At 69.3% G+C, this 23,891-nt stretch carries 21 protein-coding genes and 1 pseudogene; 13 read left to right on the top strand and 9 right to left on the bottom strand.

Annotated features, from left to right (window positions below):
* Positions 1–13 precede the first annotated feature (13 nt).
* The 3 genes from L2X99_RS16650 to L2X99_RS16640 all read left to right on the top strand — a co-directional run bounded on the left by L2X99_RS16650 (position 14) and on the right by L2X99_RS16640 (position 3,142).
* Complete coding sequence (locus L2X99_RS16650; protein WP_236125777.1) at positions 14–874, top strand: fumarylacetoacetate hydrolase family protein; 861 nt, start codon at positions 14–16, stop codon at positions 872–874.
* Positions 856–1,707 carry an SDR family NAD(P)-dependent oxidoreductase gene (locus L2X99_RS16645; protein ID WP_236135425.1) on the top strand — a complete coding sequence of 284 codons (852 nt, stop codon included), beginning with the start codon at positions 856–858 and terminating at the stop codon, positions 1,705–1,707. Before L2X99_RS16650 ends, L2X99_RS16645 begins: the two co-directional genes overlap by 19 nt.
* 460 nt (positions 1,708–2,167) lie before the next feature.
* On the top strand, positions 2,168–3,142 hold the full coding sequence (locus L2X99_RS16640; RefSeq protein ID WP_236125779.1) for a hypothetical protein: 975 nt from the start codon (positions 2,168–2,170) through the stop codon (positions 3,140–3,142).
* A gap of 339 nt (positions 3,143–3,481) precedes the next feature.
* On the opposite strand, the gene L2X99_RS16635 is transcribed toward L2X99_RS16640, so the two are convergent.
* Together L2X99_RS16635 and L2X99_RS16630 are read right to left on the bottom strand one after the other, a co-directional pair.
* Positions 3,482–4,999, bottom strand: a complete 1,518-nt coding sequence (locus L2X99_RS16635; RefSeq protein WP_236135424.1) for an arylsulfatase — start codon at positions 4,997–4,999, stop codon at positions 3,482–3,484.
* A 27-nt stretch (positions 5,000–5,026) separates the two neighbouring features.
* Entirely contained in the window at positions 5,027–5,908 is an 882-nt protein-coding gene (locus L2X99_RS16630) for an amidohydrolase family protein (RefSeq protein WP_236125781.1), read from the bottom strand.
* 69 nt (positions 5,909–5,977) lie between these two features.
* Here L2X99_RS16630 and L2X99_RS16625 point away from each other — a divergent pair, with 69 nt between their 5' ends.
* Positions 5,978–6,658 carry a FadR/GntR family transcriptional regulator gene (locus tag L2X99_RS16625; protein ID WP_236125782.1) on the top strand — a complete coding sequence of 227 codons (681 nt, stop codon included), beginning with the start codon at positions 5,978–5,980 and terminating at the stop codon, positions 6,656–6,658.
* 71 nt (positions 6,659–6,729) lie between these two features.
* On the opposite strand, the gene L2X99_RS16620 is transcribed toward L2X99_RS16625, so the two are convergent.
* The 5 genes from L2X99_RS16620 to L2X99_RS16600 are packed head-to-tail and all read right to left on the bottom strand — an operon-like array spanning position 6,730 to position 11,130.
* A complete protein-coding gene (locus tag L2X99_RS16620; RefSeq protein WP_236125783.1) occupies positions 6,730–7,749 on the bottom strand; it encodes an ABC transporter substrate-binding protein in 1,020 nt (339 codons plus the stop codon).
* A gap of 54 nt (positions 7,750–7,803) precedes the next feature.
* A complete protein-coding gene (locus tag L2X99_RS16615) occupies positions 7,804–8,880 on the bottom strand; it encodes an ABC transporter permease (RefSeq protein ID WP_236125784.1) in 1,077 nt (358 codons plus the stop codon).
* A complete protein-coding gene (locus tag L2X99_RS16610; RefSeq protein ID WP_236135423.1) occupies positions 8,877–9,647 on the bottom strand; it encodes an ATP-binding cassette domain-containing protein in 771 nt (256 codons plus the stop codon). The genes L2X99_RS16615 and L2X99_RS16610 overlap by 4 nt, the downstream gene beginning before the upstream one ends.
* Positions 9,644–10,405, bottom strand: a complete 762-nt coding sequence (locus tag L2X99_RS16605) for an FGGY-family carbohydrate kinase (RefSeq protein WP_236135422.1) — start codon at positions 10,403–10,405, stop codon at positions 9,644–9,646. Before L2X99_RS16605 ends, L2X99_RS16610 begins: the two co-directional genes overlap by 4 nt.
* Positions 10,402–11,130 (bottom strand): FGGY family carbohydrate kinase, encoded by a 729-nt coding sequence (locus L2X99_RS16600; RefSeq protein WP_236135421.1) that lies wholly within the window; start codon positions 11,128–11,130, stop codon positions 10,402–10,404. The genes L2X99_RS16605 and L2X99_RS16600 overlap by 4 nt, the downstream gene beginning before the upstream one ends.
* A gap of 181 nt (positions 11,131–11,311) precedes the next feature.
* On the opposite strand from L2X99_RS16600, the gene L2X99_RS16595 reads away from it, so the two are divergent.
* The 5 genes from L2X99_RS16595 (at position 11,312) to L2X99_RS16575 (ending at position 18,389) form a co-directional block, all read left to right on the top strand.
* Complete coding sequence (locus tag L2X99_RS16595) at positions 11,312–12,259, top strand: sugar-binding transcriptional regulator (RefSeq protein WP_236135420.1); 948 nt, start codon at positions 11,312–11,314, stop codon at positions 12,257–12,259.
* 136 nt (positions 12,260–12,395) lie between these two features.
* On the top strand, positions 12,396–16,148 hold the full coding sequence (locus tag L2X99_RS16590; protein WP_236135419.1) for a 2-oxo acid dehydrogenase subunit E2: 3,753 nt from the start codon (positions 12,396–12,398) through the stop codon (positions 16,146–16,148).
* A 93-nt stretch (positions 16,149–16,241) separates the two neighbouring features.
* Positions 16,242–17,186: a ribokinase gene (locus L2X99_RS16585; RefSeq protein ID WP_236125790.1), complete on the top strand. Its 945-nt coding sequence runs from the start codon at positions 16,242–16,244 to the stop codon at positions 17,184–17,186.
* 22 nt (positions 17,187–17,208) lie between these two features.
* Complete coding sequence (gene rbsD, locus L2X99_RS16580; RefSeq protein ID WP_236125791.1) at positions 17,209–17,607, top strand: D-ribose pyranase; 399 nt, start codon at positions 17,209–17,211, stop codon at positions 17,605–17,607.
* Positions 17,607–18,389 (top strand): GntR family transcriptional regulator, encoded by a 783-nt coding sequence (locus L2X99_RS16575; RefSeq protein WP_236125792.1) that lies wholly within the window; start codon positions 17,607–17,609, stop codon positions 18,387–18,389. The genes rbsD and L2X99_RS16575 overlap by 1 nt, the downstream gene beginning before the upstream one ends.
* Before the next feature lie 8 nt (positions 18,390–18,397).
* Here the strand turns inward: L2X99_RS16575 and L2X99_RS16570 are convergent, their stop codons facing one another.
* Positions 18,398–18,760: a VOC family protein gene (locus L2X99_RS16570; protein WP_236125793.1), complete on the bottom strand. Its 363-nt coding sequence runs from the start codon at positions 18,758–18,760 to the stop codon at positions 18,398–18,400.
* Positions 18,761–18,838: 78 nt separating this feature from the next.
* On the opposite strand from L2X99_RS16570, the pseudogene L2X99_RS16565 reads away from it, so the two are divergent.
* Both L2X99_RS16565 and L2X99_RS16560 read left to right on the top strand, forming a co-directional pair.
* A pseudogene (locus L2X99_RS16565) lies at positions 18,839–19,887 on the top strand (PLP-dependent cysteine synthase family protein).
* 16 nt (positions 19,888–19,903) lie between these two features.
* On the top strand, positions 19,904–20,413 hold the full coding sequence (locus L2X99_RS16560) for a glycine cleavage system protein R (protein WP_236135418.1): 510 nt from the start codon (positions 19,904–19,906) through the stop codon (positions 20,411–20,413).
* An 8-nt stretch (positions 20,414–20,421) separates the two neighbouring features.
* On the opposite strand, the gene L2X99_RS16555 is transcribed toward L2X99_RS16560, so the two are convergent.
* Entirely contained in the window at positions 20,422–21,123 is a 702-nt protein-coding gene (locus L2X99_RS16555; RefSeq protein ID WP_236125794.1) for a FadR/GntR family transcriptional regulator, read from the bottom strand.
* Between the two features lie 165 nt (positions 21,124–21,288).
* On the opposite strand from L2X99_RS16555, the gene L2X99_RS16550 reads away from it, so the two are divergent.
* Both L2X99_RS16550 and L2X99_RS16545 read left to right on the top strand, forming a co-directional pair.
* Entirely contained in the window at positions 21,289–22,524 is a 1,236-nt protein-coding gene (locus L2X99_RS16550; protein WP_236135417.1) for an aminotransferase class V-fold PLP-dependent enzyme, read from the top strand.
* A 40-nt stretch (positions 22,525–22,564) separates the two neighbouring features.
* Positions 22,565–23,872, top strand: coding sequence for an ABC transporter substrate-binding protein (locus L2X99_RS16545; protein ID WP_236125797.1), 1,308 nt, complete (start codon positions 22,565–22,567; stop codon positions 23,870–23,872).
* Positions 23,873–23,891 lie beyond the last annotated feature (19 nt).

The raw sequence follows: 23,891 nt of genomic DNA, 5'->3' as shown, positions 1-23,891 counted from the left end.
GAAGAGGAGAACCATGAAGTTCGCGCGACTTGGAGAGCCGGGGAACGAGACACCCGTCGTCATCGACGGCGAGCACACGTTCGACCTGAGCGCTGTGACATCCGATGTGAACGGTGACTTTCTCGCCGACGACCCCGTGGGCCGCACCCGGGCCGCGCTGGACGCCGGTTCGCTGACGGAGATCCCTGATGCCGCATCGCTGCGGATCGGATCGCCGATCGCCCGCCCCAGCGCGGTGATCTGCATCGGCCAGAACTACGCCGCGCACGCCCGCGAATCGGGATCCGAACCGCCGACCGTGCCGATCATGTTCCTCAAGACCCCGAACACCGTGGTCGGCCCCGATGACACGGTGACCATCCCGCGCGGCAGCGAGAAGACCGACTGGGAGGTCGAGCTCGGCATCGTGATCGGCACCCGCGCCGCGTACCTCGATTCCCCTGACGAGGCGGCCGCGCACATCGCCGGCTACGTCGTCGCGAACGACGTCTCGGAGCGCGCGTTCCAGATGGAGGTGTCCGGCGGCCAATGGTCGAAGGGCAAGATCGCGTTCGGCTTCAACCCGACCGGCCCCTGGCTGGTCACGCCCGACGAGGTCGACGCAGAGAACCTGCAGCTGCGCAGCTGGGTGAACGGCGAGGCACGGCAGGACTCGAACACGAACGACATGATCTTCGACGTCCCCACGATCGTGCACCACCTGTCGCAGTACGTCACGCTCGAGCCGGGCGACCTCATCCTCACCGGCACACCGCAGGGCGTCGCGTTCGGCGGCAAGTTCCCGTATCTGAAGGCGGGCGACGTGGTCGAGGTCGAGATCGAGGGTCTCGGTCGTCAGCGTCAGGAGTTCGTCGCATGGGAGGCACAGAAATGAGCGCCGGCAACCCGGTCGTTGAGCGAGCGGCGGTCGTTGAGCGAGCCGAAGGCGAGTCGAAACGCAGAGACGAAACGCACCAGCACGGACAGGTACAGGGGCTGGTGGCGATCGTCACCGGCGGAGCATCCGGAATCGGCGCGGCCATCGCCGCGAAGCTGCACGACGAGGGCGCGCAGATCGCCGTCCTCGACCGCGACATCTCGGGCGCCGACCCCCGGTTCGCCGCGTTCACCGCTGATGTCTCGGATCGCACCTCGGTGGATGCCGCCGTCGCGGCCGCCGCGGAGAAGTTCGGCCGGATCGACATCGTCATCAACAACGCCGGCATCGGCGCGCAGGGCGACGTGACCGCGAACGACGACGACGAGTGGGCCCGCGTGCTGTCGATCAACGTCACCGGCATCGCCCGGGTGACCGCGGCCGCGCTGCCGTGGCTGCGGAAGTCGCCCTCGGCGGCGGTCTGCAACACGGCATCCATCGCCTCGACCACGGGCCTGCCGCAGCGCGCGCTGTACTCCGCGTCGAAGGGCGCCGTCTCGGCTCTGACCCGCGCGATGGCCGCCGACCACCTGCGTGAGGGCATCCGCGTGAACGCGGTCAACCCCGGCACCGCCGACACCCCGTGGGTGGGCCGGCTGCTCGACTCGGCGGATGACCCCGCCGCCGAGCGCGCCGCGCTGAACGCCCGGCAGCCGCACGGCCGCCTGGTCTCGCCCGACGAGGTCGCCGGTGCCGTGCTGTACCTGGTGTCGCCGGCATCCGGTTCGACGACCGGCACTTTCATCGAAGTGGACGGAGGCATGGCGCAGCTGCGCCTGCGCCCGGAGTGACCCGTGCCTGACCTGAAGGCCGCCCGCGCATCGCGCCGGGCGGCCTTCGGCGTCCCGGTCGCAGTTCGTCCCGGAATGGCCACCACCCCGCCGCCCAGGTCGCACTTCGTCACACTTTGGCGGCCCGATACCGGGACGACCTGCCACTTGGGCCCGCACCGATCACCCACAACGTGACCAATCGCGCCCGGAGCGCGCCGGTGTCGGCCGCGGACTGTGTCGACCTGCCCCCACCGTTCCGGTCGCAGTTCATCACGGAATCGCGGCTTCCCGAAGGCTCAGGTCGCACTTCGTCACGCTCCGCCGGCCGCATAGCGGGACGGACTGCGACCCGAGGGGGCGGCGGATGCCGGTGACGAGATCGATCAGGATCGTTTTGACTCGTCCTCCACAACCCGTCTCCTTGAGATCGCACTGTGGATGGCGCCGTCCCGCCAGCCACCAGTGCCAACGTGGGGCGATGCGAACCCCACAGCCCCTCCCCGCGTCGCTCGGATCGCGATTCACGGTGCAGGATGCCGCCGCAGCAGGAGTGAACCGTGGCCGCCTGCATCGCCGCGACGTCGCGATCCCGTTCCGGGGCGTCCGCGCGAAGCCCGTAGAGACGAACCACCACGCCCTCGACCCCTACGCACGGCAGGCTGCCGAGCGGCGCATCCGCGCATGGGAGTACGTTCCCCGTCTTAGTGCTGGCCAGTTCGTCAGCCACGAGAGCGCGGTCGCGATGCGCGGCGGCCCACTTCCCCTCGTCTGGGTCGTCGACGAGGGGAAGGAGGAACCCGCAGAAGGCCGGGCGCTGCCCGTCCACGTGAGCACCTTCGGTGACGGCGCGCTCGTACGGGCGGCCGGCGTCCGCGGCCATCGCGCGGACCCGAGGTTCGCGCAGGCCGCTGTCATGGACGGCGTCGCGATCGCCACATCGCCCACGATGTGGGCCCAACTCGGCACCTGGAGCATATTCGACCTGGTCGCGCTCGGCGACTTCCTGTGCCGCGTCCGGCGGCCGGGCTATGGCAGGAAGGAAGTCGGGCGAGCGCCTTTCACGACCATCGATGATCTGCGCGCCACCGTGTCGGCTGGGCGATGGGGGCACGTCCGCCGACTGCGCGAAGCGGTCGAACTCGTTCGCGAGGACTCCTGGTCGCCTCGGGAATCACGACTCCGCTTGGACATCGTCTTCGCCGGCCTGCCCGAGCCGCTGCTCAACCAGGACGTCTACGACGATCATGGTCGGTTCCTCGGATGCGTCGATCTCGCCTACCCCGACCGGAAGATCGCGATCGAGTACCACGGCGCACTGCACAGCGGACGGTACGCGGCGGATGTGGAGCGGATCGCCGCGCTTCGCGCCGCAGGCTGGATCGTGATCGAAGTCACCAGCGCGTCCCGCACCGAGAATGTCCTCGCCCGCATTCGTCACGCTCTGCGGCGCTGATCGCTCCGGCATCCCGGTCGCACTTCGTCACGCTCTGAACGCCGGAAAGCTGGACGAACTGCGACCCGAACGTAGACGCGCGCCGGGAAGCGGGACCAACTGCCACCGGGACGACGGACGGCCCTTCCCCGCACCCCAGCCGAGCGCCCCCGAACTCAGGTCGCGCTTCGACCCGGAAACGGCGCCCCCGGCATCCGGATCGCACTTCGTCACGCTCTGTACGCCGAGAAACGGGACAAACTGCGACCAGAGCGCGGACGCGCGCCCGACAACGGGATGAACTGCGACCTGAGCGACGCGCGCTGACGGCCGCCGCGCCGCAGGCGCCGCAGGCGCCGGTCAGGCGACGCGCTCGTGCGGCCGGGCGAGCACCGGCTGCACCGGGCGGCCCGGCACCAGCGCGTCGCCTTCGACGAACCCCTCGGGACGGCCGCGCAGGTCGGCGATCAGCCGCGCGCGGCACGCCTGCAGAGCGGATGCCGCAACAGGATCCGCCGACAGATCGTGCCGCTCGTGCGGATCGGCGACCAGGTCGAACAGCTGCTCGGCGCCGCTTGCGGACAGCCAGACGTACTTCCAGCGGCCCGTGCGGATCCACTGCATCGAGTGCCCGAGAGCGATGTGCTCGCCGTGTAGGTGCGGCTCGTCGTCCGGCAGTACCGCGGAAGGCACAGCCGCAGGCCGTTCACCGGCCGGTGCCGGCTGTCCGGTCCATGGCGCCGCGTCTCTCCGCGCGACCGCGGAACCGAGATCGCGCCCGTCGACATCCTCCGGCACCGGAACCCCCGCACAGGCCAGCAGGGTCGGCATCACATCGCGCAGCTCGACGATCTCGTCGCTGACCTGCTGCGCATCGATCGTGGGCCCGGCGAGGATCATCGGCACGCGCGCAGACCCCTCATACGGATACCCCTTGCGCCACAGGTGGTGGTCGCCAAGCATGTCGCCGTGGTCGGAGGTGAACAGGATGTAGGTGTCGTCGGCGACGCCGAACTCGGCGAGGATCTCGAGGAACCGGTTGATCTGCGCGTCGATGTGGCTGATGTGGCCGTAGTACCCGGCGCGCGCCCGGTGCGCGGTGCGCGCGTCGTATTGCGCGACGTTCGCGTCGGGCAGGGCGTCGTTGCGCAGGTGGTCGAACTCGCCTGCCCAGTCACCGACGGGAGGCTCGACCGCGGGAGCATCCAGGTACTGCTCGAACGCCCACGCGGGCGGATCGTAGGGCGCGTGCGGCCGGTGGAACGACAGGTACAGGAAGAACGGCCTGGTGGGGTCACGACGGTACAGCCAGTTCTCCGCCTCGGTCACGACCCAGTTCGTCGGATGCAGCCGCTCGGGCTTGTCCCATGGCCGGGCGACGACGGAGTTGCAGTTGATCCCGTTCTCCAGATAGTCGTCGACGGCCGACGAGCCCGCCTGCGCGCGCAGCCAGGTCAGGTAGTCGTCGTAGAACCGGGCATCCCTCTCGCGTCGCCGGGAGTGATGCAGATAGCCGTCGTGCAGGATGACATCGTCGAATCCGATCCGCACCCGCTCCGGCGAGTAGTGCATCTTGCCGATGGCCTGGGTCTGGTAGCCGCCGGCGGCGAGTGATCGCGGCAGTGTCTCGGCGATGTCGAAGTCGACTCCGTCGACGTATCCGACCCGGCGGTGATGCTCCTGCGACAGCCCAGTCAGCAGCGCCATCCGTGCCGGCACGCAGGTCGGCGTCGCCGAGTACGCGTTCGAGAACCGCACACCTCGCGCGGCGAGCGCATCGAGGTACGGCGTGCGCACGATCGGATGCCCGGCCGCGGAGAGACAGTCGCCCCGCCACTGATCGACGCAGATGAGGACGACGTTCGACGATGCGGGCATGATCAGCACGCTACCGCGCGGCGCCGGTCAGCGGATGCCGTAGAACGCCAGCGCGTTGGCCCAGAGCACCTTGTCGCTGTCGAAGCCCCGGTCCGCGGCCCAGTCGGCGACCGTGTGGCACCAGTCGTCCCGCAGGCCTTCCATGAAGAAGTCCTCGCCACCGTCCGTGGCGGCGTGCACAGCCGACACCGGCCAGTCGCTCCCCCACATCAGCCGGTCCTCGCCGAAGGCGCCGGCCACGACGTCCAGGAAGGGCTCCAGCTGGTCCTCATCCCAGTGCCCGCCGGCCTCAGCGGGCAGACCGGAGAGCTTGACGTACACCTGCGGATGGCGCGCGAGGTCGGCGATGTCACGGCGCCATTCGGCGCTCGGGCGCAGTGGCGCGTCATCGGTTCCGACGGCAGGCTTCCCGAGGTGGTCGAGCACGATGCGCAGATCCGGCACGGCCTCGGCGAGCGCCGTCACGTCGGGGATCTGGCGGTCGCGCACGCAGGCGTCGAAGGTCCATCCCCGGGATGCCACGGCGCGGGCGCCCTCGATGAAGTCGGCGGACCGGGCGAACCCGTCCTTCTCGCCCTGCAGCAGGTGCCGCACCCCGACGACACGCTCGAAGGCGGCCAGGGCATCGAGGTGCTTCACGGTCCTGCGTCCGCGGTCCAGCCGGGCGCCGGCGACGATCGCGACGACGCCGGCCTCGAGGGCGATCGAGTCCACCCAGCGCACCTCGTCGATCGCCTGCCTCTCGACGGGATCGGACTGCACGAAGATCGCGACCTGCTCGTCGACGTCCTCGATCTGGTCGTCAAGGAGCTGTTCCGCGGCATAGGCGGTGTCGAGGTCTCCTTCCAGCCACGTGTAGGTGAGGACCTCGGGGTCCCAGAGGTGCAGATGGGAGTCGACGACGCGCATGCCCCCATCCTGCCGCACCCGACACGAAGGCCTGCCGCAGACATCCGATCACTGTGCAAGGATGTCGCCATGGCAGTCACTGATGAGGCGATCGAGAAGATCAAGGCGATGATCGTCTCCGGCGAGCTCGGCCCCGGCGATCGGCTGCCGCCGGAGAAGGAGCTCTCCGAGCGGCTCGGCCTCTCCCGCAACTCCATGCGCGAGGCGGTCAAGGCCCTCGAGGTCATCCGCGTGCTCGATGTGCGCCGCGGCGACGGCACCTATGTCACGAGCCTCGAGCCGCACCTGCTGCTCGAGGCGATCACGTTCGTCGTCGATCTGCACGACGACGACTCGCTGCTCGAGCTGTTCGCGGTCCGACGGATGCTGGAGTCGCAGGCGACGGGTCTCGCCGCCGGCAACGCCTCGGCGGACGAGGCCGCCGGGCTGCAGGACGAGGTCGCCTCCGTCGATCCCGACACGGTCTCGCTCGACGACCTCGTCGCTCACGACATCCGCTTCCACCGGGAGATCGTCCGGCTGACCGGCAACGACTACTTGGCGAGCCTCATCGAGAGCCTGAGCAGCCAGACCGTGCGGGCCCGGATCTGGCGCGGTCTCACCGAGCAGAACGCGGTCGACCGCACGCTCTCCGAGCATCGCGCGATCGCCGACGCGATCGCCCAGCACGACTCGGCGCTGGCGACGTCGCTGGCCACCGCGCACATCGCCGGCGTGGAGCGCTGGCTGCGCCAGGCGGCTGAGGCCTGACCGCCCGATCGCCCCGCACGCGCCGACGGCCGGCCCGATGTCGGGGCCGGCCGTCGGACGAACAGTTGGGGTCAGCCGCACTTCTCGATGTAGAAGTACTTGGAGATGTCGGGATCCTCAGCGTTCTCGGTGGTGGCGATGATGTTCTCCAGCACCTTCGGCGTCTCGATCTTCTTCTCGTCCCCGGTCAGCGCCGCATAGGCGTACTCGACCGCGAGCTTGCCCTCCTGCACGAAGTCCTGCACGACGAGGATCGTGATGTTGCCCGCCCGCAGCTGCTCGACCGTACCCGGCTCGGCGTCGTAGCCGGCAACGACGATCTCGCCCTTGCGGCCGGCATTGACGACAGCGTTGGCTGCGCCGGTCGCTGAGTTGCCGTTCACGCCGAAGACACCCGCGAGATCGGGGTGCGCGAGCATCAAGGCCTGTACCTGACTCTCGGCTGTGGCGACGACGGAGCGGGAGTACTCGGGTTCGAGCACCTTCACATCGGGATACTTCTCCGCCAGCACTTGGGTGAGTCCCTTCACCCGGTCGACATCCGTGGTCGCACCGGGCACGCCCGAGATGATCGCGACGGTGCCCTTGCCGCCGATCGCCTCGCCGAGCGCCTCACCCGCGGCGGCACCACCCTGCACGTTGTCGGACGAGATCACCGCGGTGAGCCCGTCAGAGTTCTCCAGTCCGGTATCCACTGTGATGACGGGGATGTCCGAGGCCAGGTACTGATCGACCGCCGGTCGCAGCGCCGACGAGTCGGCCGGAACGAGCAGCAGAGCATCGGGCGAAGTCGCCAGCATCGACTGCACGACGGGGAGCTGCTGCGCGGGGTCCCACGCGTTGGCGCCCTGGAAGTCGACGGTGACGCCGAGCTCCTTCCCTGCCTCCTTCGCTCCGCAGTACATCGTCTGGTAGGCGGAGTGGGTGGTCATCCCGGGGACCAGGGCGATGCGGTACTCCTTGCCGGGATCTGATGCGGAGCCTCCTGAGCCATCGGAGGCGTCGCCAGCCGAACAGCCCGCAAGGGCTGCCAACGTGGCGATGGAGAGGACGGCGATCGTCGTCCTCCACGTCTTGCGGTGTACATGCATGGGTTCATTCCTTCCTCGCGGAGCGACGTCGCTCCATGGTGAGACGAATGGCGGTCAGGCCCGTTCGCCGGAGTACTTGATTCGGAGCTGGTCCCCCAGAACGGCAGCAACGGTGATGATGCCGATCGCGATCGACTGCCAGAACGACTGCACCCCGGCGATGATGAGGCCGATCTGCAGCGCCGACATGATCAGAGCTCCGACGAGAGTGCCGACGATCGATCCGCGCCCGCCCATCAGGCTGGCACCGCCGATGACAGCGGCCGCGATGGAGAGCAGTTCCATGCCCTGCGCCGCCATCGGGTTGGCGTTCACGAATCGGCTGGTGAGCAGGAAGCCGGCGAGACCCGCGAGCAGACCGGACAGCACATAGATGCGGATCAGGTGCCCGTTGACGCTGATGCCTGCACGGCGCGCGGCTCCGGAGTTGCTGCCAATCGCGTACGACCGCATGCCGAAGCGTGTGCGGGACAGCACGAGCGCGGCGATGACGGCGGCTGCTGCGGTCACGAGCACGGGTACGGTGATCCAGCCTCCCAGCGGGGTGTTTCCGATCGTGCCGAGAGCCGGCGGCAGCCCGACCACCTCGATGCCGCCCGTGATCAGGTTCATCGTCCCCGTGGCGACGCTGAGCATGCCGAGGGTGACGATGAACGGGGTGATCTTGAAGAGCGTGATCACCAGTCCGTTGAGGAGGCCCGCAACGCTGCCTGCGACGAGCATCACCACCAGCCCGATCAGGATCGCCGCAGTGTCTGGCATGCCTGCGGCAAACATGTCGCGCATGAACACTGCGCCGATCACCGCGGAGCAGGCCATCACCGCGCCCACGGAGAGATCGATGCCGCCGGTGATGATCACGAATGTCTGCCCGATGGCGAGCATGGCAACGACCGTCGCGGTCTGCGAGAGCGCGAGCCAGCTCGCCTTGGTCAGGAAGTTCGGTGCGACGATGCCGATAACGGCCACGAGCAGCAGCAGGATCACGACGCGTGCGACATCGCCGTCCCCTCTGCCGAAGAACCGCATGATGTGCTGCGGCACTGTGCGGGGCGCCGGCGCGTCCAGCGGCGCGTCGATCGTCGTCGTCTCCTGCAGCGGCGTACCGCCCTGCGTCCGGCTGCCGATCATGCCCGGTCCTCCACGGCTGCTCCTGTGATCCAGCTGATGATGGTCTCGACGCTCTCCACGCGGGGGTCGAGGTCGGCGACGATGCGCCCCCGGTACATCACGAGTACCCGATCGCAGAGTTCCCGCACCTGCGGCAGGTTGTGGCTGATGAGCATGACGGGCACGCCACGCTCCGCCACGGAACGCACCAGTTCCCCCACTCTGTGCTGCTGCTCGACGCCCAGTGCCGCGGTCGGCTCGTCCATCAGGACCAGCCGCGATCCCTGCGAGACGGCACGAGCGACGGCGATGGCTTGGCGCTGCCCGCCCGAGAGAGCACTGGTGCGAGCCTTCACCGATCCGATCCGGATCCGCGTAGCCAGCAGCTCCTGCTCGGCCTCGGCGATCATTGCCCGGCGGTCGAGCCCGCCGAACATCCCCCAGATGCCGCGCTTGCGCTTCTCGCGCCCGAGGAAGAGGTTCGCCCAGATGGGTATCTCGAGCGCGAGCGCGAGGTCTTGGTAGACGGTCTCGATGCCGAGGCTGCGCGCGTGCGCCGGGTTGTTGAACGAGACCTCGGCGCCCCCGAACTCCATCCGTCCCTCCGTCGGGGAGATCGCTCCGGAGAGCACCCCCACCAGCGTGGACTTGCCTGCGCCGTTGTCTCCGACGAGTCCGACGACCTCTCCCGCCCTGATCTCCAAGTCGACACCGCGGAGCGCCTGCACGTGGCCGTAGTGTTTGGCGACGCCTTCGGCGCGCAGGACGGCACTGTCGGTCCCGTTCATGCGGACCTCCTCCTCTGGTCGTGATCTTCCTCTGTGCGTGGTAGCGCCGCGTCGACGAGGGCTTCGCGCCGAGCTCGCACCTCGGCGAGCCGGGCGACGGCGTCACTCTCGGGCTCGATGACACCGTCCACGCGCGCATTCGCGTCGAACGCGATCGCGGTGCCCTCCGCGCGGGCTGCGGCGAGCGCAGCGCCGAGTGCCGGATGCTCCAGATCCGCGCTGCGGACCACGGTGCGTCCCGAGGCGTCGGCCACGGCCTGGCGCCAGACCGCGAATCGGGTGCCGCCTCCGGAGAGCACCAATCGCCCGGCTCTTGTGCCGGCCGCGGATTCGAGCGCGACGAGCGCGTCGGTCAGCGAAATCGCGACGCTCTCGACCATCGCCCGCATCATGTGCTCCCTGCCGTGCTGGAAGCCCAGTCCTGCGAACGCCCCCTGAGGCCTGCTCTCGACCACCGGAGTGCGGGTGCCGCCGAGATCGGCGAGCGCGATGAGCCCCGGCCCCATACGCGCGTCCGCTGCGGCGAGCAGGAGTTCCGACGGCTGAGCGCCGAGCACCCCGGCCAGCCAGTCCGTCGCCATTCCGGCTGCGAGCACCACGCCCATTCCCAGCTGACTGCGCGGTTCCGACGCCGCCAGCCGATGGTGGCCGGACGGCACGGATGATCCGGGCAGGAGCGGCACGAGCACAGTCCCTCCTGAACTCAGCGTGATCGCCGCGCTGCCAGGAGTGTCCAGACCCAGTGCGAGCGCGGTCATCGCCTGGTCTCCCCGCCGGTGGCGATCGGGATGCCGACTGGCAGTCCGAGGTCCTCAGCCGCGGCGACGGTCAGGCTTCCTGCGGCGGAGAGCGTGGGCAGCACCGGCGGAAGCAGGGTGTCGTCGATGTCCGCGGCCTCCAGCAGCGGGACGGCCGGTGCACCTGAGTCGAGGTCGAACAGCAGCGAGGCTCCGGCGTCGGTGGGATCGAGCGCCGCATCACCGGTGAGCCGCAGCCTCACGAAGTCCTTCGGCTGCATCGCGTGGCGAGCGCGGCCGAGCGCCGCCGGCTCCTCAGCGCGCAGCCAGGCGAGGCTCAGCGCGGCCATCCCACTGGCGCTGCGGAAGCCCGTGAGCCGTTCCACGACATCGTCGCCCGGCGAGCGTCGCCAGCGCTCGACCTCGGTGACGGCCCTGGCATCCGACCAGATGATCGCCGGGCGCACCGGGCTGTGCGCGGAGTCGACGAGCACGACTCCGTGCATCTGACCGGCCAGGCCGATCGCTCGGACCGCGCGGGATCCGCCGAGCTGTGAGCGCACGTCGGCGATGACGCCGACCACCGCCAGCCACCAGGCCTGCGGATCCTGCTCCGCCCAGCCGGGGCGGGGCCGGTCGATGCGGTAGCGCTGCTGGGCGGCCGCGACTACGTCGCCACCGGCATCCAGGGCGATGCACTTCACACTCGACGTGCCCAGGTCCAGCCCCAGCCACACGTCTGCCATGCGCACTCCTCTTCGAATGCCGAACCCTCGTGGTCCGTTTCGGATCATCTTCAGGAGAATTCGCTCACAATGCAATAGAAGGCTCATATGAGCATATAATTGTGTCTTCCACTCGGCGCATCGAGCGCGGTCGATAGAATCGCGCTCAGTCGTGCACCGAGCCGCATGGCGAGGAGCGATCATGGCAGAACGCGGCAGGCCGAGAAACGTCGCCGGACTCGAGGCGGCCGTCGTCGCCAGGCGCTTCTACATCATGGGCAAGCAGAAGAGCGAGATCGCCGATGAGCTGGGCATCACCCGGTTCAAGGTGGCACGTCTTCTCGACGATGCGCGCGAGGCCGGCATGGTGCACATCTCGATCGACATGCCTTCGGAGATCGATGTCGAACTCGGCGAGCTGGTTGCCGCACGCTGGGGCATCCGCCGCTGCCTCCCCGTGACGACACTGGGCGCCGATGAGGACGCGACGGCGATCGTGGCTCAGGCGGCCGCACACCACCTCGACGACATCCTCGATCAGGACGACGTGGTCGGCCTCTCCTGGGGGCGTACCCTGACCGAGACCGTGAGCGCGATGAGCATGCGAACAGGCGCCGATGCCGTGCAGCTCGTCGGCGGCATCCGAGTTGGGCAGGGAACCGTCGGCGGCGCAGAGCTGGTGCGCCGGTTCGCCTCGATCACGGGTGGCGCCGCACACGCGCTGAACGCCCCGTTCCTGGTCGGTTCCGCGCAGATGGCTGCGACACTGCGCGCGGAGGCGAGCCTGCAGGACACAGTCTCGCGATTCGGCAGCCTGTCCCTCGCCGTGGTGGGAGTGGGCGCGTGGCAGCCACCGCGCACCGCGATCATCGACGAGATCACCGCGGCGGAACGGGACGCCCTGCTCGCCTCCGGCGCCTGCGCCGACATCTGCGGAGTGATCCTCGACACCGATGGCCGGCCGCTCGACTCGTCGCTGTCGGCTCGTGTCGTCGGCGCAAGCATCGAAGAACTGCGCGCCATCCCGCAGACGATCGCCGTCGCGGCCGGCGTGGCCAAGACGGCCGCGGTGCAGGCGGCGCTGCGCAGCGGACTCGTGTCGACACTGGTGGTCGACGCTGTCACAGCCAGGCAGCTCCTGGCCGTCTAGCCGACGCCCCGCTGCCGTTGTCCGCGGGTCGACCCTGCGAGTGCAACCCTCGCGCCCGGCGTCCCTGGTATTCGTGCGGAGCTTCGTGTACGCTCGCATCGCTCACATGAGAGCATACTTCACGAATGAGCGGAAAATGATGGCGACAGAGGTCAAGGTCCCCACAACGGGCAATGCCGGTGAGGACGCCGTGGTGCTCGACTGGAATGTCGCAGTCGGCGACGACGTGCGAGTCGGCGACGTCCTGTGCTCCCTCGAGACGGCCAAGGCGGTCGTCGAGGTCGAGGCTCCCGCGGCAGGCACCCTGCTCGAGATCCGGTACGCCGAAGGCGACGATGCCCCCGAGCACGCCGTGCTGGCGATGATCGGGGAACCCGGCGAGGGGGTGACGCCCCAAGCCCCCGCGAGCTCGCGCTCCGCGGCCCCGACGCCGGAGTCGGCCACATCCGCTCCCAACCCCGCCGCGCGTGCGGCCGGGCCGGCGCGCAATGCACGCCCCGGACGCATCTATGCGTCTCCCCGCGCGAAGATCATCGCCGCTGAACGTGACGTCGATCTCACGACCCTCGAAGGATCCGGCCCGTTCGGGCGGATCGTCATCCGTGACGTCGTCGCCGCCGCGGACGCGCGGCGGGCGCACCCCGCCGAGCTGGCCGTCGTGTCCGGACCCGCCGTCGAGGCGACGACGCCTTCCCCGACCGGCGGCGAGCCCGTCCCGATCGAGGTCCTCCCGGTGCGCGGCGCCCGCAAGGTCACCGCCCAGCGCATGCACGCCTCCCTGGCGCACACCGCCCAGGTCACGCTCACCCGCTACGCCGACGCGGATGCACTGCTGCGCTACTCCGCACGCCTCAAGGTCGCGGCGGAGGACGGCCGCCGGCGGATCGCGGTCAACGACCTCCTGCTGTTCGCCGTCGCACGCACTCTGCCGCGCCACCCGGCGCTGAACTCGTGGTTCGACTGGGACGGCATCCGCCGGTTCGAGCAGGTGAACCTCGGATTCGCGGTCGACACAGAGCAGGCGCTCTACGTCCCCGTGATCGAGCACGCCGAAACCCTGGGCCTCGCCGACCTCGCGGGCCGGGCTCAGGGCGCCATCGAAAAGGCCAGAGCAGGGCGCCTCACTCCCGATGACATGTCGGGCGGCACCTTCACCGTGTCCAATCTCGGCGGCCTCGGCATCCACTGGTTCACTCCGGTGCTGAATCCGCCACAGTCCGGAATCCTCGGCGTCGGTGCCGCGCATCGCAGTCACGCGGACGCCCCGGCTCTGCTGCCGCTCTCGCTCACCTTCGACCACCGTGCTCTCGACGGAGCCGGCGGCAGCCGCCGCCCTCGCCGACATCGCACGCGCGATCGAGTCCATCGACATTCTCGCGGCGTTCTGACCGCAGGCGACAGAAGGAAGACCATGGCCAAAGAACTCCTCATCGATCCAGCCACCGTCAATGCAACCGGGAGGCTCGAGCTCGGCTCGATCGACGTCAACGTCTACACCTCCGACCTCGCCGCCGAGCGCGCCTCGTACGGCGACGATGCCGTACGGCGGATCGGTCGCGACATGGTGCTCGTGCGGGAGTTCGAGCAGATGCTCAACTCCATCAAGCGCGAGGCCAACTACCTCGGCGTCGACTACGTGCATGCCGGCCCCGCTCACCTGTCCATCGGCCAGGAGGCGCAGGCCGTGGGACAGGCGTTCACCCTCGGTGTCGGGGACCGCGTATTCGGCAGCCACCGCAGCCATGGCGAGGTGATCGCCAAGGGGCTCTCGGCGATCGCCCAGAGCGCCCGCGACGACCTGTTCCGCTCCTTCGAGAGCTGGGCCGAGGGCGAGACCTGGGAAGTCGTCCGCGACCGCCTCGCCTCCGACGACCCCGAGCGTCTGGCCATCAACTACCTGATGTACGGGATGACGGCGGAGACCTTCGGCCGTCGCACCGGATTCAACCGCGGCCTCGGCGGCAGCATGCACGCCTTCTTCCCGCCCCTGGGCATCTATCCGAACAACGCCATCGTCGGCGGGTCCGCCCCGCTCGCCACCGGCGCAGCCCTGTACAACAGGGTGCGCCGCGCCCCCGGCATCGCGGTCGCCAGCATCGGCGACGCCTCCACGGGAACCGGACCGGTCTGGGAGTCGATGGGCTTCGCCGCCCAGGCCCAGTTCCGCACCCTGTTCGACGAGGCGCACCGCGGTGGCCTGCCTGTCGTGTTCTTCATCGTCAACAACTTCTATGGAATGGGCGGTCAGCCGATCGGCGAGACGATGTCGTTCGAACGCCTCGCACGCATCGGCTCGGGTGTCAACGCCGAGCGGATGCACGTGCAGACGATCAACGGCAACGACCCGTTCGCGGTGATCGACGCCATGCGCACCGCGCGACGGCACATCGAGGACGGCGCGGGACCGGTCCTCATCGACTGCCAGACCTACCGCCTCTCCGGGCATTCGCCCAGTGACGCCTCCTCGTACCGCACCAAGGAGGAGCTGGATCTGTGGACGGCCACCGACCCGATCCAGACTCACTACCGGCGAATGGCAGAGAGCGGCATCGCCGACGTGGCCGCCTACGAGTCCGATCTCGCCTGGGCACAGGGCGTGCTGCGACCCGTGCTCGAGGCCGCGATCGACACAGCGGTCTCTCCACGGCTGGGTCTGCGCGCCGACCCGGCTGTCATGGCCGGAGTGACGTTCAACAACACCTCGATCGATGACGAGGACGCGGCCCCGGTTCCACCGGGCGAGACCACGGTGCCGCTCGCTGAGCTCCCGCACCACCAGGCCATCGCGAAGAAGTCGCGCACCGGCATCGCGGATGGGAAGGTGCTCAGCGGTGCGCGCGCCGTGACCTTCCGTGACGCGCTGTTCGAGGCGATCACAGAGGCCACGGAGCGCGACGACCGAATCACGCTCTGGGGCGAGGAGAACCGTGACTGGGGAGGCTCCTTCGGCGTGTACCGCGGCCTGACCGAGTTCCTGCCCAGGCACCGGCTGTTCAACGCGCCGATCTCCGAAGCCGCCATCGTCGGCACCGGCGTCGGCTTCGCGCTTGCCGGCGGCCGGCCCCTGGTCGAGCTGATGTACGCGGACTTCATCGGGCGCGCAGGAGACGAGATCTTCAACCAGATGGCCAAGTGGCAGCCGATGTCCGGCGGGCTCGCCGCGGTGCCGATGGTGCTGCGGGTCTCGGTGGGCGCTAAGTACGGCGCGCAGCACTCCCAGGACTGGAGCTCCATGGTCGCCGGCGTGCCCGGCCTGAAGGTGGTCTTCCCGGCGACGGCACGTGATGCGAAGGGTCTGCTCACCGCCGCACTGCGCGGAAACGACCCCGTGGTGTTCTTCGAGAGCCAGCGGTTGTACGACCTCCCCGAGACCGTGCATCCGGAGGGCGTCCCCGCCGGCGAGCACATCACCCCGATCGGCGAGCCGAACATCGTGCGGGAGGGCACCGATCTGACGATCATGACCGTGGGCGCGACGCTGTACCGCGCACTGGAAGCTGCGGAACGACTGCAGACCGAAAACGGACTGAGCGTCGAGGTGATCGACGCGCGCTCCCTGGTGCCGTTCAACTACGACCTGCTGCTCGCGTCGGTGGAGAAGACCGGCCGGCTGCTGCTCGCATCCGATGCGAGCCTGCGCGGCAGTTGGCTGAACACCGTCGCTGCCACCGTGCAGACGCAGTCCTTCGACCACCTCGACGCGCCCGTCACCGTACTCGGAGCCCGGAACTGGATCGCTCCGCCCGCGGAGCTGGAGTGGGAGTACTTCGTCACGCCCGACGACATCATCGATGCCGTGCACACCCGAATCCTCCCCCTGCCGGGGCATGTCACCCGCGATGTCCCCGGCGCCGAGGGCACGCTGGCCGAGAGCGCGCGCGGCATCTGACCCTGATCCGGACGTCTGCCTGTCGTTACAGGCTGGTGGCTTTCGGCTAGTGTGATGGCTGTGCCCGCCCGTCGAAGACGATCGAGGAGTCTCATGCCGGCTGACCAGACCGACCGTTCCGGCGTGGTGATCGTCGGAAGCGTCACCGCGGACGTGACCACGTTCTCCCAGCGGCTCCCTGCCCGTGGCGAGACGATCCTCGGCGACCAGTTCACTCTGCTGCTGGGCGGCAAGGGCGCGAACCAGGCGGTCGCCGCCGGGCAGGCCGGCGCCCGCACGAGCTTCGTCGGATGCGTGGGCGACGACCTGTTCCACGATCTCGTCACCGAGGGCCTGAGCGCCGCCGGCGTCGATCTCACCCACCTGCGCACGGTTCCCGGTCCGACCGGCATCGCCCACATCCGCGTGGATGCCTCGGCGCAGAACGACATCGTCATGGTGCCGCTCGCGAACGCGCAGCTCAGCGCCGAGCAGATCGACGCCGCCCTCGAGGCGCTCGCGCCGACGACGTCGGTGCTGCTCACCCAGCTCGAGACCCCGGCTTCCCTCACCCGGCACATCACTGCACGCGGGAAGCAACTCGGCATGACGGTCGTGCTCGACCCCGCCCCGGCCGCCCAGCTCGACCCGGATGTCTGGTCCGACATCGACATCGTCACCCCGAACGAGACCGAGGCGACGCTGATCAGCGGCATCGAGGTCACCGACGCCGCCTCCGCCGAGCGAGCCGGACGGTGGTTCCTCGACCAGGGCATCGGCGCAGCCGTGATCACCATGGCCGAGAAGGGCTCCTGCGTGGTCACCCCGGAGGGCACGACGTTCATCGCACCGATCCCGGTCGAACCGGTCGACACGACCGCCGCCGGCGATGCCTATGCCGGATACCTCGGCGCCGCCCTCGCCGAGGGCTGGCCCCTGGATCGGGCCACCGCTCTCGCCAGCGCCGCCGGCGCCATCGCCGTCACCCGGCAGGGCGCCTCGCCCAGCCTGCCGCATCGCGCCGAGGTCGATGACCTGCTCGCTGCATCCCGCGTCTGAAGGCCTTCGAAGGAGCGTCCGCATGCGAAAGACCCCCACGACGATCAACCCCGCACTGTCGCGGGTGATCAGCGAGACCGGCCACACCGACCTCATCGTCGTGACCGATGCCGGGCTGCCGATCCCGCCGGGCTCGGAGCGCATCGACCTGGCCTACCGGCCCGGAGCACCGGAGTTCTTCGACGTGCTCGACACCGTGCTCGCCGAACTGGTGGTCGAGGGCGCGACGGTGTCGGCAGAGGTGGCCGAGCACAGCCCGCAGGTACTGGCCGGGCTGCGTGAACGCCTGCCCGGCATCGAGATCGAACTCGTGCCGCACGCCGAGTTCAAGAAGCGCACGCACTCGGCGCGCGCCTTCGTGCGCTCGGGTGAGTACACGCCCTACGCCAACGTCATCCTTCAGGCGGGGGTGGCGTACTGATGACCGACCTCGAGTCCGCGATCGACCGGCACTCCGCCGCCCCGATGTACGACCAGCTGCGACAGCTGATCATCGAGGGCATCGAACGCGACGGCCTGCAGCCGGGTGATCCTCTTCCGGGAGAGCACCGTCTGTGCGCGCAGTACGGCATCTCCCGCACCGTCGTGCGGCAGGCACTCGCTCAGCTCGAACACGAGGGACTGGTCGAGCGCGTCAAGGGCAAGGGCACGTTCGTGGCCCGCCCACGCACCGCGGAGTCGCTCGTCCACACGCTGATCGGCCTGTTCGACGAGGTCGAGCAGCGTGGTGGGCATGTGCACAGCGACGTGCTGCGCCACGAGCGCGGCACCGCCGACGAGGCCGTGGCGGATGCCCTGGAGATCTCCCTCGGAGCGCCGGTGGTCGTGCTGGAGCGCCTGCGCTACGTCGACGACGACGCCTGGTCGCTGTCGACGACCTGGATGCCGGACGACGTCGGCGCGGTCACCCTCGACGCGGACCTGCGTGAGGCATCGCTCTACCGGCTGCTCGCCGAGCACGGCATCCGCGCCACGCACGGCGTGCGCTCCGCCGAGGCGACCGTCGCGACCCACGAGCAGGCACAGCGACTCGGCGTCAGCGCCGGATCCGCCCTGCTGCGGTTGCGCAGCGTCAGCCGCGATGCGACCGGGCGGCCGATCGAGTTCTTCATCGCCCACCACCGCGGCGACCGCTCGCGGTTCGAATTCCAGCTCAGCGACGAGCAGGGCCGTGCGGCCCTGCTGCACGTCGACGGGAGCTGAGCACCCGCTCAGCCGCCGACGACACCCTCGAAGAGGCCGATGCGGTTGCCGTCGGGATCGACGATGACCGCCCACCAGCTGCTGTCGGTGATCGCGCTCTTCTCCATCGCGACGCTGCCGCCGGCCGCCTTCGCCGCCTCGACCGTGTCGTCGATCGAGTCGACCTCGACGTAGGACCGGGGCTGTGTGAACCCGTCGTCGCGCGGGGCGAGCCCGCCGCCTGAGATCCCGTTCGGCGCCTGCCACATCGGATAGCCCTCGAATCCGGGCATCTCGGCGATGTTCCAGCCGAACAGGCCCGAGTAGAACGCCGTCGCCTTCGCCAGGTCCGCGACCGGGATGTCGATGTGCGTGATGTCTCCGTGCGCCATGGTCTGCTCCTCTCCTGCTCCCCGTGGCAAGTCTGCGCCCGCCTCGCGTGCCGGACAAGGCCCGATACCCTCGAGAGCATGAGCGAATGGGTCAGTTCCGCCATCCGCGTGCTCGAAGCCGACGGGAACCGCTCGGCCGACACGCATCTGCATCTCTTCCCCTCCCCGCCGAGTGGGGCATCGACCTGTACCTCAAGGACGAGTCGGTGCACCCGACCGGTTCGCTCAAGCACCGCCTGGCGCGTTCGCTGATCCTGTACGGCCTGGTCAACGGCCTCATCGAGGAGGGCACCGTGCTGGTCGAGTCGTCCAGCGGATCGACGGCGGTCTCCGAGGCCTACTTCGCGCGGATGCTGGGACTCGAGTTCGTCACGGTCGTGCCGCGCTCCACGAGCCAGGAGAAGATCGACCTCATCGAGTTCTACGGCGGCCGCTGCCACTTCGTCGACCGCGCCGAGGACATCTCTCCCGAGGCGCGACGCCTGGCATCCGACTGCCGCGGCCACTACCTCGACCAGTTCACCTACGCCGAGCGCGCCACCGACTGGCGCGGAAACAACAACATCGCCGAGAGCGTGTTCAGCCAGCTGTCGCAGGAGCGGCATCCGATCCCGTCCTGGATCGTCGTCGGCGCCGGCACCGGCGGCACCAGTGCGACGTTCGGCCGGTACGTGCGATATCGGCGGCACTCGACGCGCGTTGCCGTCGTCGATCCCGAGGGTTCGGCGTTCTACGCCGGTTGGAAGGGCGAGGCGGATGCCACTGGCCAACCGTCGCACATCGAGGGCATCGGTCGTCCACGCGTGGAGGCGTCTTTCGTGCCGAGCGTGATCGACGAGATGATCCAGGTGCCGGACGCCGCGTCGGTCGCCGCCATCCGGGTGCTGCGCGAGCGCACCCTGCACTGGGCCGGCGGGTCGACCGGCACGAACCTCGTCGGCGCGTTCCAGCTGATCTCCCGGATGCGGGATGCCGGTGAGACCGGCAGCGTCGTCACGCTGATCTGCGACAGCGGTGTGCGCTACGCGCAGACGTACTACAACGACGAGTGGGTGGCCGCGCAGGGCTGGGACCTCGCCCCGCACCGCGCGCAGCTGGAGCGCTTCCTGGAGACCGGGAGCTGGTGACGGCTACGCTTCAGGCATGACTACGCTCATCCTCACGGTCGCGGGAGCGGATCGCCCCGGACTCGTCTCCGCCGTCGCCGATGTCGTCGACGCGCACGGCGGCAACTGGGAGAACAGTCGTCTCGCCGAGCTGGCCGGCACGTTCGCCGGAGTGATCGAGGTGTCGGTCGCCCCGGAGCGAGTGACCGACCTGCAGTCCGCGTTGAGCGAGCTGGACGGGTTGCTCGCGGTGTCCGTGCATACCGGGACGGAGGCCGGGTCACCGGCCGACGCGCAGCGGATCAGCCTGACCGTGCTCGGCAACGACCGGCCCGGCATCGTGCGCGAGGTCTCGCGGGTGCTCGCCGAGCACGCGCTCAGCATCGAGGACATGACGACGGTGACGAAGGATGCCGCGATGGCCGGCGGCCGGCTGTTCGAATCGACCGTGACGGCGACGGTGCCGTCATCGGCCGATATCGACGCGCTGCGCGCCGATCTCGAGCAGCTCGCCACCGAGATCCAGGTCGACATCTCTCTCGGCTGACCCAGGCGTCAGCGGCCGAGCTGGTCGTCCTCGTCGCCGACGGAGTACTTCCGCACCCAGTACGCCGTGTCGGCGACGTGAGCCGATGCTGCAGCGGACGCCGCGACCGGGTCGCCATCGGCCAGCCCGCGCAGGATCGCACGGTGCCCGACATCCGAGTTGCGCTTCAGCTCTGCGGCATCCGAGGCGTCCGAGAGCCGGTAGGCGCGGGATCGTGAGCGCAGCACGTCGAGCAGACTTGTCAGGGCGTCCTGGCCCGCCACTGTCGCGATCGACATGTGGAACTCATGGTCGAGGCGCGAGTGCTGCTCGAAGTCGTCGCTCGCCTCGAGCTCTGCGAGTAGAGCATCCAGACGCTCGACCGTCTCCGGGTCGATGCGCGCCGCGGCGAGCGCGGCGACGTGCGGCTCCAGCGCCCGGCGCAGCTCGGTGAGCTCGAGCACGCCCGCCATCGGCAGCAGGCCGACCGTCAGCGACAGGCTGCTGATCAGGTCGGCCGCGCGCAGCTCACCGACATAGCTGCCGGAGCCGTGCCGCGTCTCCAGCACACCCAGCGCGGCCAGCATCCGGATCGCCTCGCGCAGCGAACCACGTGACACTCCCAGCTGCTCGCACAGCTCACCCTCGCTGGGCAGGCGATCGCCGGGGCGCAGTGCGCCGTCCGCGATCAGCGATCGCAGCCCATGCAGGGCGGTGTCCAGTGCGCTCATCGGGTTCCTCCGCGGTCCGTGTCTTCGAGTGCGAGTCTGACGGATGCTCCCCTCGAGACGTATTTGTAGGACAACTTAGCTCCGATCCTCCTCATTTCCTCGACTTATCCGAGCATTCGTGGCAAAGTTGTGCAACAAGTTTGAACCCACCCGTTGCGAGGATGCATGACCACGGCCACGACGCCACCGCCGATCCGGCTCAAGTCCTTCGAGCGCGCACGCGACGCCTGGCCTCTCGACCCCGAGGTCATCCACCTCAACCACGGATCCTTCGGCGCGGTGCCCGCCGCCGTCGTCGCCCACCAGGACGCCCTGCGCCGTCGCGCCGACCTCAGCCCGGTGGAGTGGTTCCCGCGCATCGCCGAGCGCGTCCACGAGGCCCGCGAGCACACGGCACCGTTCGTGGGCGCCCGCCCCGCCGACGCCGTCTTCGTGCCGAACGCCTCCGCAGCGGCCACCGTCGTCTACAACTCCCTCGTGCTCTCCGTCGGCGACGAGATCCTCGTCACCGACCACGGCTACGGCGCCGTGACCATGGGCGCCGAGCGCCTCGCCCGGCGCTTCGGGGCGATGGTGCGCGTCGTGCGTCTTCCGCTGCTCGCCGACGACGACGAGGTCGTGCAGCGCTTCGACGATGCCATCTCCCCCGCCACGCGTCTGATCGTGGTCGATCAGATCACCTCTGCCACCGCACGTCGCTTCCCCACGCACCGCATCGCCGAGCTCGCGACCGCACGCGGTGTGCGCACGCTCGTCGACGGCGCGCACGCACCGGGGCTCGTCCCCGATGCCGCAGCAGTGGCCGGCGGCGACTGGTGGTTCGGCAACATGCACAAGTGGCCCTGCGCGCCGCGCGGCTCCGCGATGCTGGTCACCACCGCAACCGACCGGCAGGACCTGTGGCCGCTGATCGACTCGTGGGGTGCGCCGGAGCCCTACCCCGCCCGCTTCGACACCCAGGGCACGATCGATGCCACCACGTACCTCAGCACGCCGGCATCCATCGGCTTCATCGAGGAGGAGATCGGCTGGGAGACCGCGCGCGAGGCGATCTCGACGATGGCCGACCACGGTGCCCGGCTCATCGCCGACGCACTGCAGCCGTACACCGATGCCGAGGCGCTCGCGCCGTTGCCGACGCCGGTGGCCTCGATGCGTCTCATCCGCCTGCCCGACGCGCTCGGCCGCAGCAGGGAGCAGGCCGACGACCTGCGCATGCAGCTGATCGACGCCGTCGGCGTGGAGACGGCGTTCACCAGCTTCGAGGGCGCCGGGTACTTCCGGCTCTCCGCGCACCTGTACACCGAGGCCTCCGACTTCGAGGCCTTCGTGGAGCGCTGCGTGCCGGAGATCCTGCGGCGGGCCGGCATCCGCTCCGCATCGCCCGTGCACCTCGCCTGAACCACACCCGGAAACACCACTGAGAGAGAAGAGGCACATCGTGAAGCACAGGCTTCTGACGACGGCCGCCGGGCTCGGCACCGTCGCCGTTCTCGCCCTGACCGGCTGCTCCGCCGGCGGCGGCGACTCCGCCGACGGCAGGGTCACCCTGCAGATGGTCGAGAGTCTGACCAATCCCGCGCGCACCGAGCTGATCCGCGGCCTGCTCGACGACTTCGAGAAGGAGAACCCCGACATCACCGTCAAGCTGGTCTCGCCGCCCACTGAGCAGGCCGACCAGAAGATCCAGCAGATGCTGCAGTCCGGCAAGGGCGTGGACGTGCTCGAGGTGCGCGACCTCACGGTCGGGCCGTTCTCGAACAACAGCTGGCTCTACGACATGAAGAAGGACCTGTCGGGCTGGGACGGCTGGGACGCGCTCACCGACAACGCGAAGGCCGCCGCCGAGACCGACGGCAAGAACTACTTCGTGCCGTACGGCTTCTACGGGCTGTCGCTGTTCTACCGCACCGACCTGGTGAAGGACGCCGGGTTCGACGGACCACCGAAGAGCTGGGACGACCTGCTCGAGCAGGCCTCCGCCATCCAGGACCCGTCCAAGAACGTCTACGGCTACGCCTTCCGCGGCGGCCAGAACGCGAACAGCAACGTCGTCGCGGCGATCGAGGCCTATGTCATCGACGACCTGAACACCGACGACGCCTTCCTGATGAAGGACGGCTCGACGATGTTCGCGGCGCCGGAGGCGCAGGAGGCGGTCGACACCTACTTCGACCTGTTCAAGAAGGGTTCCCCGCCGTCCGCCGTCTCGTGGGGCTATCCCGAGATGGTCGCCGGGTTCACGAACGGCTCCACCGCGTTCCTGCTGCAGGACCCCGAGGTCATCGCGACCGTGCAGGAGTCCTCGCTGAAGGAGGACCAGTGGGACACCGCACCGCTGCTCGTGGGGCCGACCGGCAAGGCTGCGCAGCCGCTCGCGACCGCCGGTTGGGGCGTGGCGCAGGCCAGTGAGCACAAGGATGCCGCGGTCAAGCTGGTCGAGTACCTCTCCTCGGCCGAGCCCGCGACGACCTTCGCGCAGAAGAACAGCCTGGTGCCGATCATCGCCGCAGCCGCGGACGACGACTTCTACAAGACCGGACCGTGGACCAGCTACGTCACGATGACCGAGAATCCGGACACCTACATCAACGTCATCCAGCCGCGTGGCGTGAGCTGGTGGACCGAGTGGATCCAGAAGTCCGACCAGGACGTGCAGAAGGTCCTGCTGGGCGACATGTCCACCAAGGAGCTGCTGAGGTCCTGGGACGACTACTGGACGGAGAAGTACGCCGCGGAGAAGGGCTGACCCGTGTCGTCTCAGACCG

This window comes from Microbacterium sp. KUDC0406, assembly GCF_021582875.1.
Taxonomy (GTDB): Bacteria; Actinomycetota; Actinomycetes; order Actinomycetales; family Microbacteriaceae; genus Microbacterium.
Note: the sequence above shows the minus strand (reverse complement) of the source record. Positions and strands in the feature narration are given on the sequence as shown.

Bases quoted from the DNA above. Each gene is read 5' to 3' on its own strand.
- L2X99_RS16610 (WP_236135423.1), bottom strand. From the start codon at position 9,647: ATGAACGGGACCGACAGTGCCGTCCTGCGCGCCGAAGGCGTCGCCAAA.
- L2X99_RS16550 (WP_236135417.1), top strand. From the start codon at position 21,289: ATGACCACGGCCACGACGCCACCGCCGATCCGGCTCAAGTCCTTCGAG.
- L2X99_RS16570 (WP_236125793.1), bottom strand. From the start codon at position 18,760: ATGGCGCACGGAGACATCACGCACATCGACATCCCGGTCGCGGACCTG.
- L2X99_RS16640 (WP_236125779.1), top strand. From the start codon at position 2,168: ATGCGAACCCCACAGCCCCTCCCCGCGTCGCTCGGATCGCGATTCACG.
- L2X99_RS16630 (WP_236125781.1), bottom strand. From the start codon at position 5,908: ATGCGCGTCGTCGACTCCCATCTGCACCTCTGGGACCCCGAGGTCCTC.
- L2X99_RS16555 (WP_236125794.1), bottom strand. From the start codon at position 21,123: ATGAGCGCACTGGACACCGCCCTGCATGGGCTGCGATCGCTGATCGCG.
- L2X99_RS16635 (WP_236135424.1), bottom strand. From the start codon at position 4,999: ATGCCCGCATCGTCGAACGTCGTCCTCATCTGCGTCGATCAGTGGCGG.
- L2X99_RS16560 (WP_236135418.1), top strand. From the start codon at position 19,904: ATGACTACGCTCATCCTCACGGTCGCGGGAGCGGATCGCCCCGGACTC.
- L2X99_RS16650 (WP_236125777.1), top strand. From the start codon at position 14: ATGAAGTTCGCGCGACTTGGAGAGCCGGGGAACGAGACACCCGTCGTC.
- L2X99_RS16645 (WP_236135425.1), top strand. From the start codon at position 856: ATGGGAGGCACAGAAATGAGCGCCGGCAACCCGGTCGTTGAGCGAGCG.
- L2X99_RS16585 (WP_236125790.1), top strand. From the start codon at position 16,242: ATGCCGGCTGACCAGACCGACCGTTCCGGCGTGGTGATCGTCGGAAGC.
- L2X99_RS16590 (WP_236135419.1), top strand. From the start codon at position 12,396: ATGATGGCGACAGAGGTCAAGGTCCCCACAACGGGCAATGCCGGTGAG.
- L2X99_RS16625 (WP_236125782.1), top strand. From the start codon at position 5,978: ATGGCAGTCACTGATGAGGCGATCGAGAAGATCAAGGCGATGATCGTC.
- L2X99_RS16620 (WP_236125783.1), bottom strand. From the start codon at position 7,749: ATGCATGTACACCGCAAGACGTGGAGGACGACGATCGCCGTCCTCTCC.
- L2X99_RS16600 (WP_236135421.1), bottom strand. From the start codon at position 11,130: ATGGCAGACGTGTGGCTGGGGCTGGACCTGGGCACGTCGAGTGTGAAG.
- L2X99_RS16575 (WP_236125792.1), top strand. From the start codon at position 17,607: ATGACCGACCTCGAGTCCGCGATCGACCGGCACTCCGCCGCCCCGATG.
- L2X99_RS16605 (WP_236135422.1), bottom strand. From the start codon at position 10,405: ATGACCGCGCTCGCACTGGGTCTGGACACTCCTGGCAGCGCGGCGATC.
- rbsD (WP_236125791.1), top strand. From the start codon at position 17,209: ATGCGAAAGACCCCCACGACGATCAACCCCGCACTGTCGCGGGTGATC.
- L2X99_RS16615 (WP_236125784.1), bottom strand. From the start codon at position 8,880: ATGATCGGCAGCCGGACGCAGGGCGGTACGCCGCTGCAGGAGACGACG.
- L2X99_RS16595 (WP_236135420.1), top strand. From the start codon at position 11,312: ATGGCAGAACGCGGCAGGCCGAGAAACGTCGCCGGACTCGAGGCGGCC.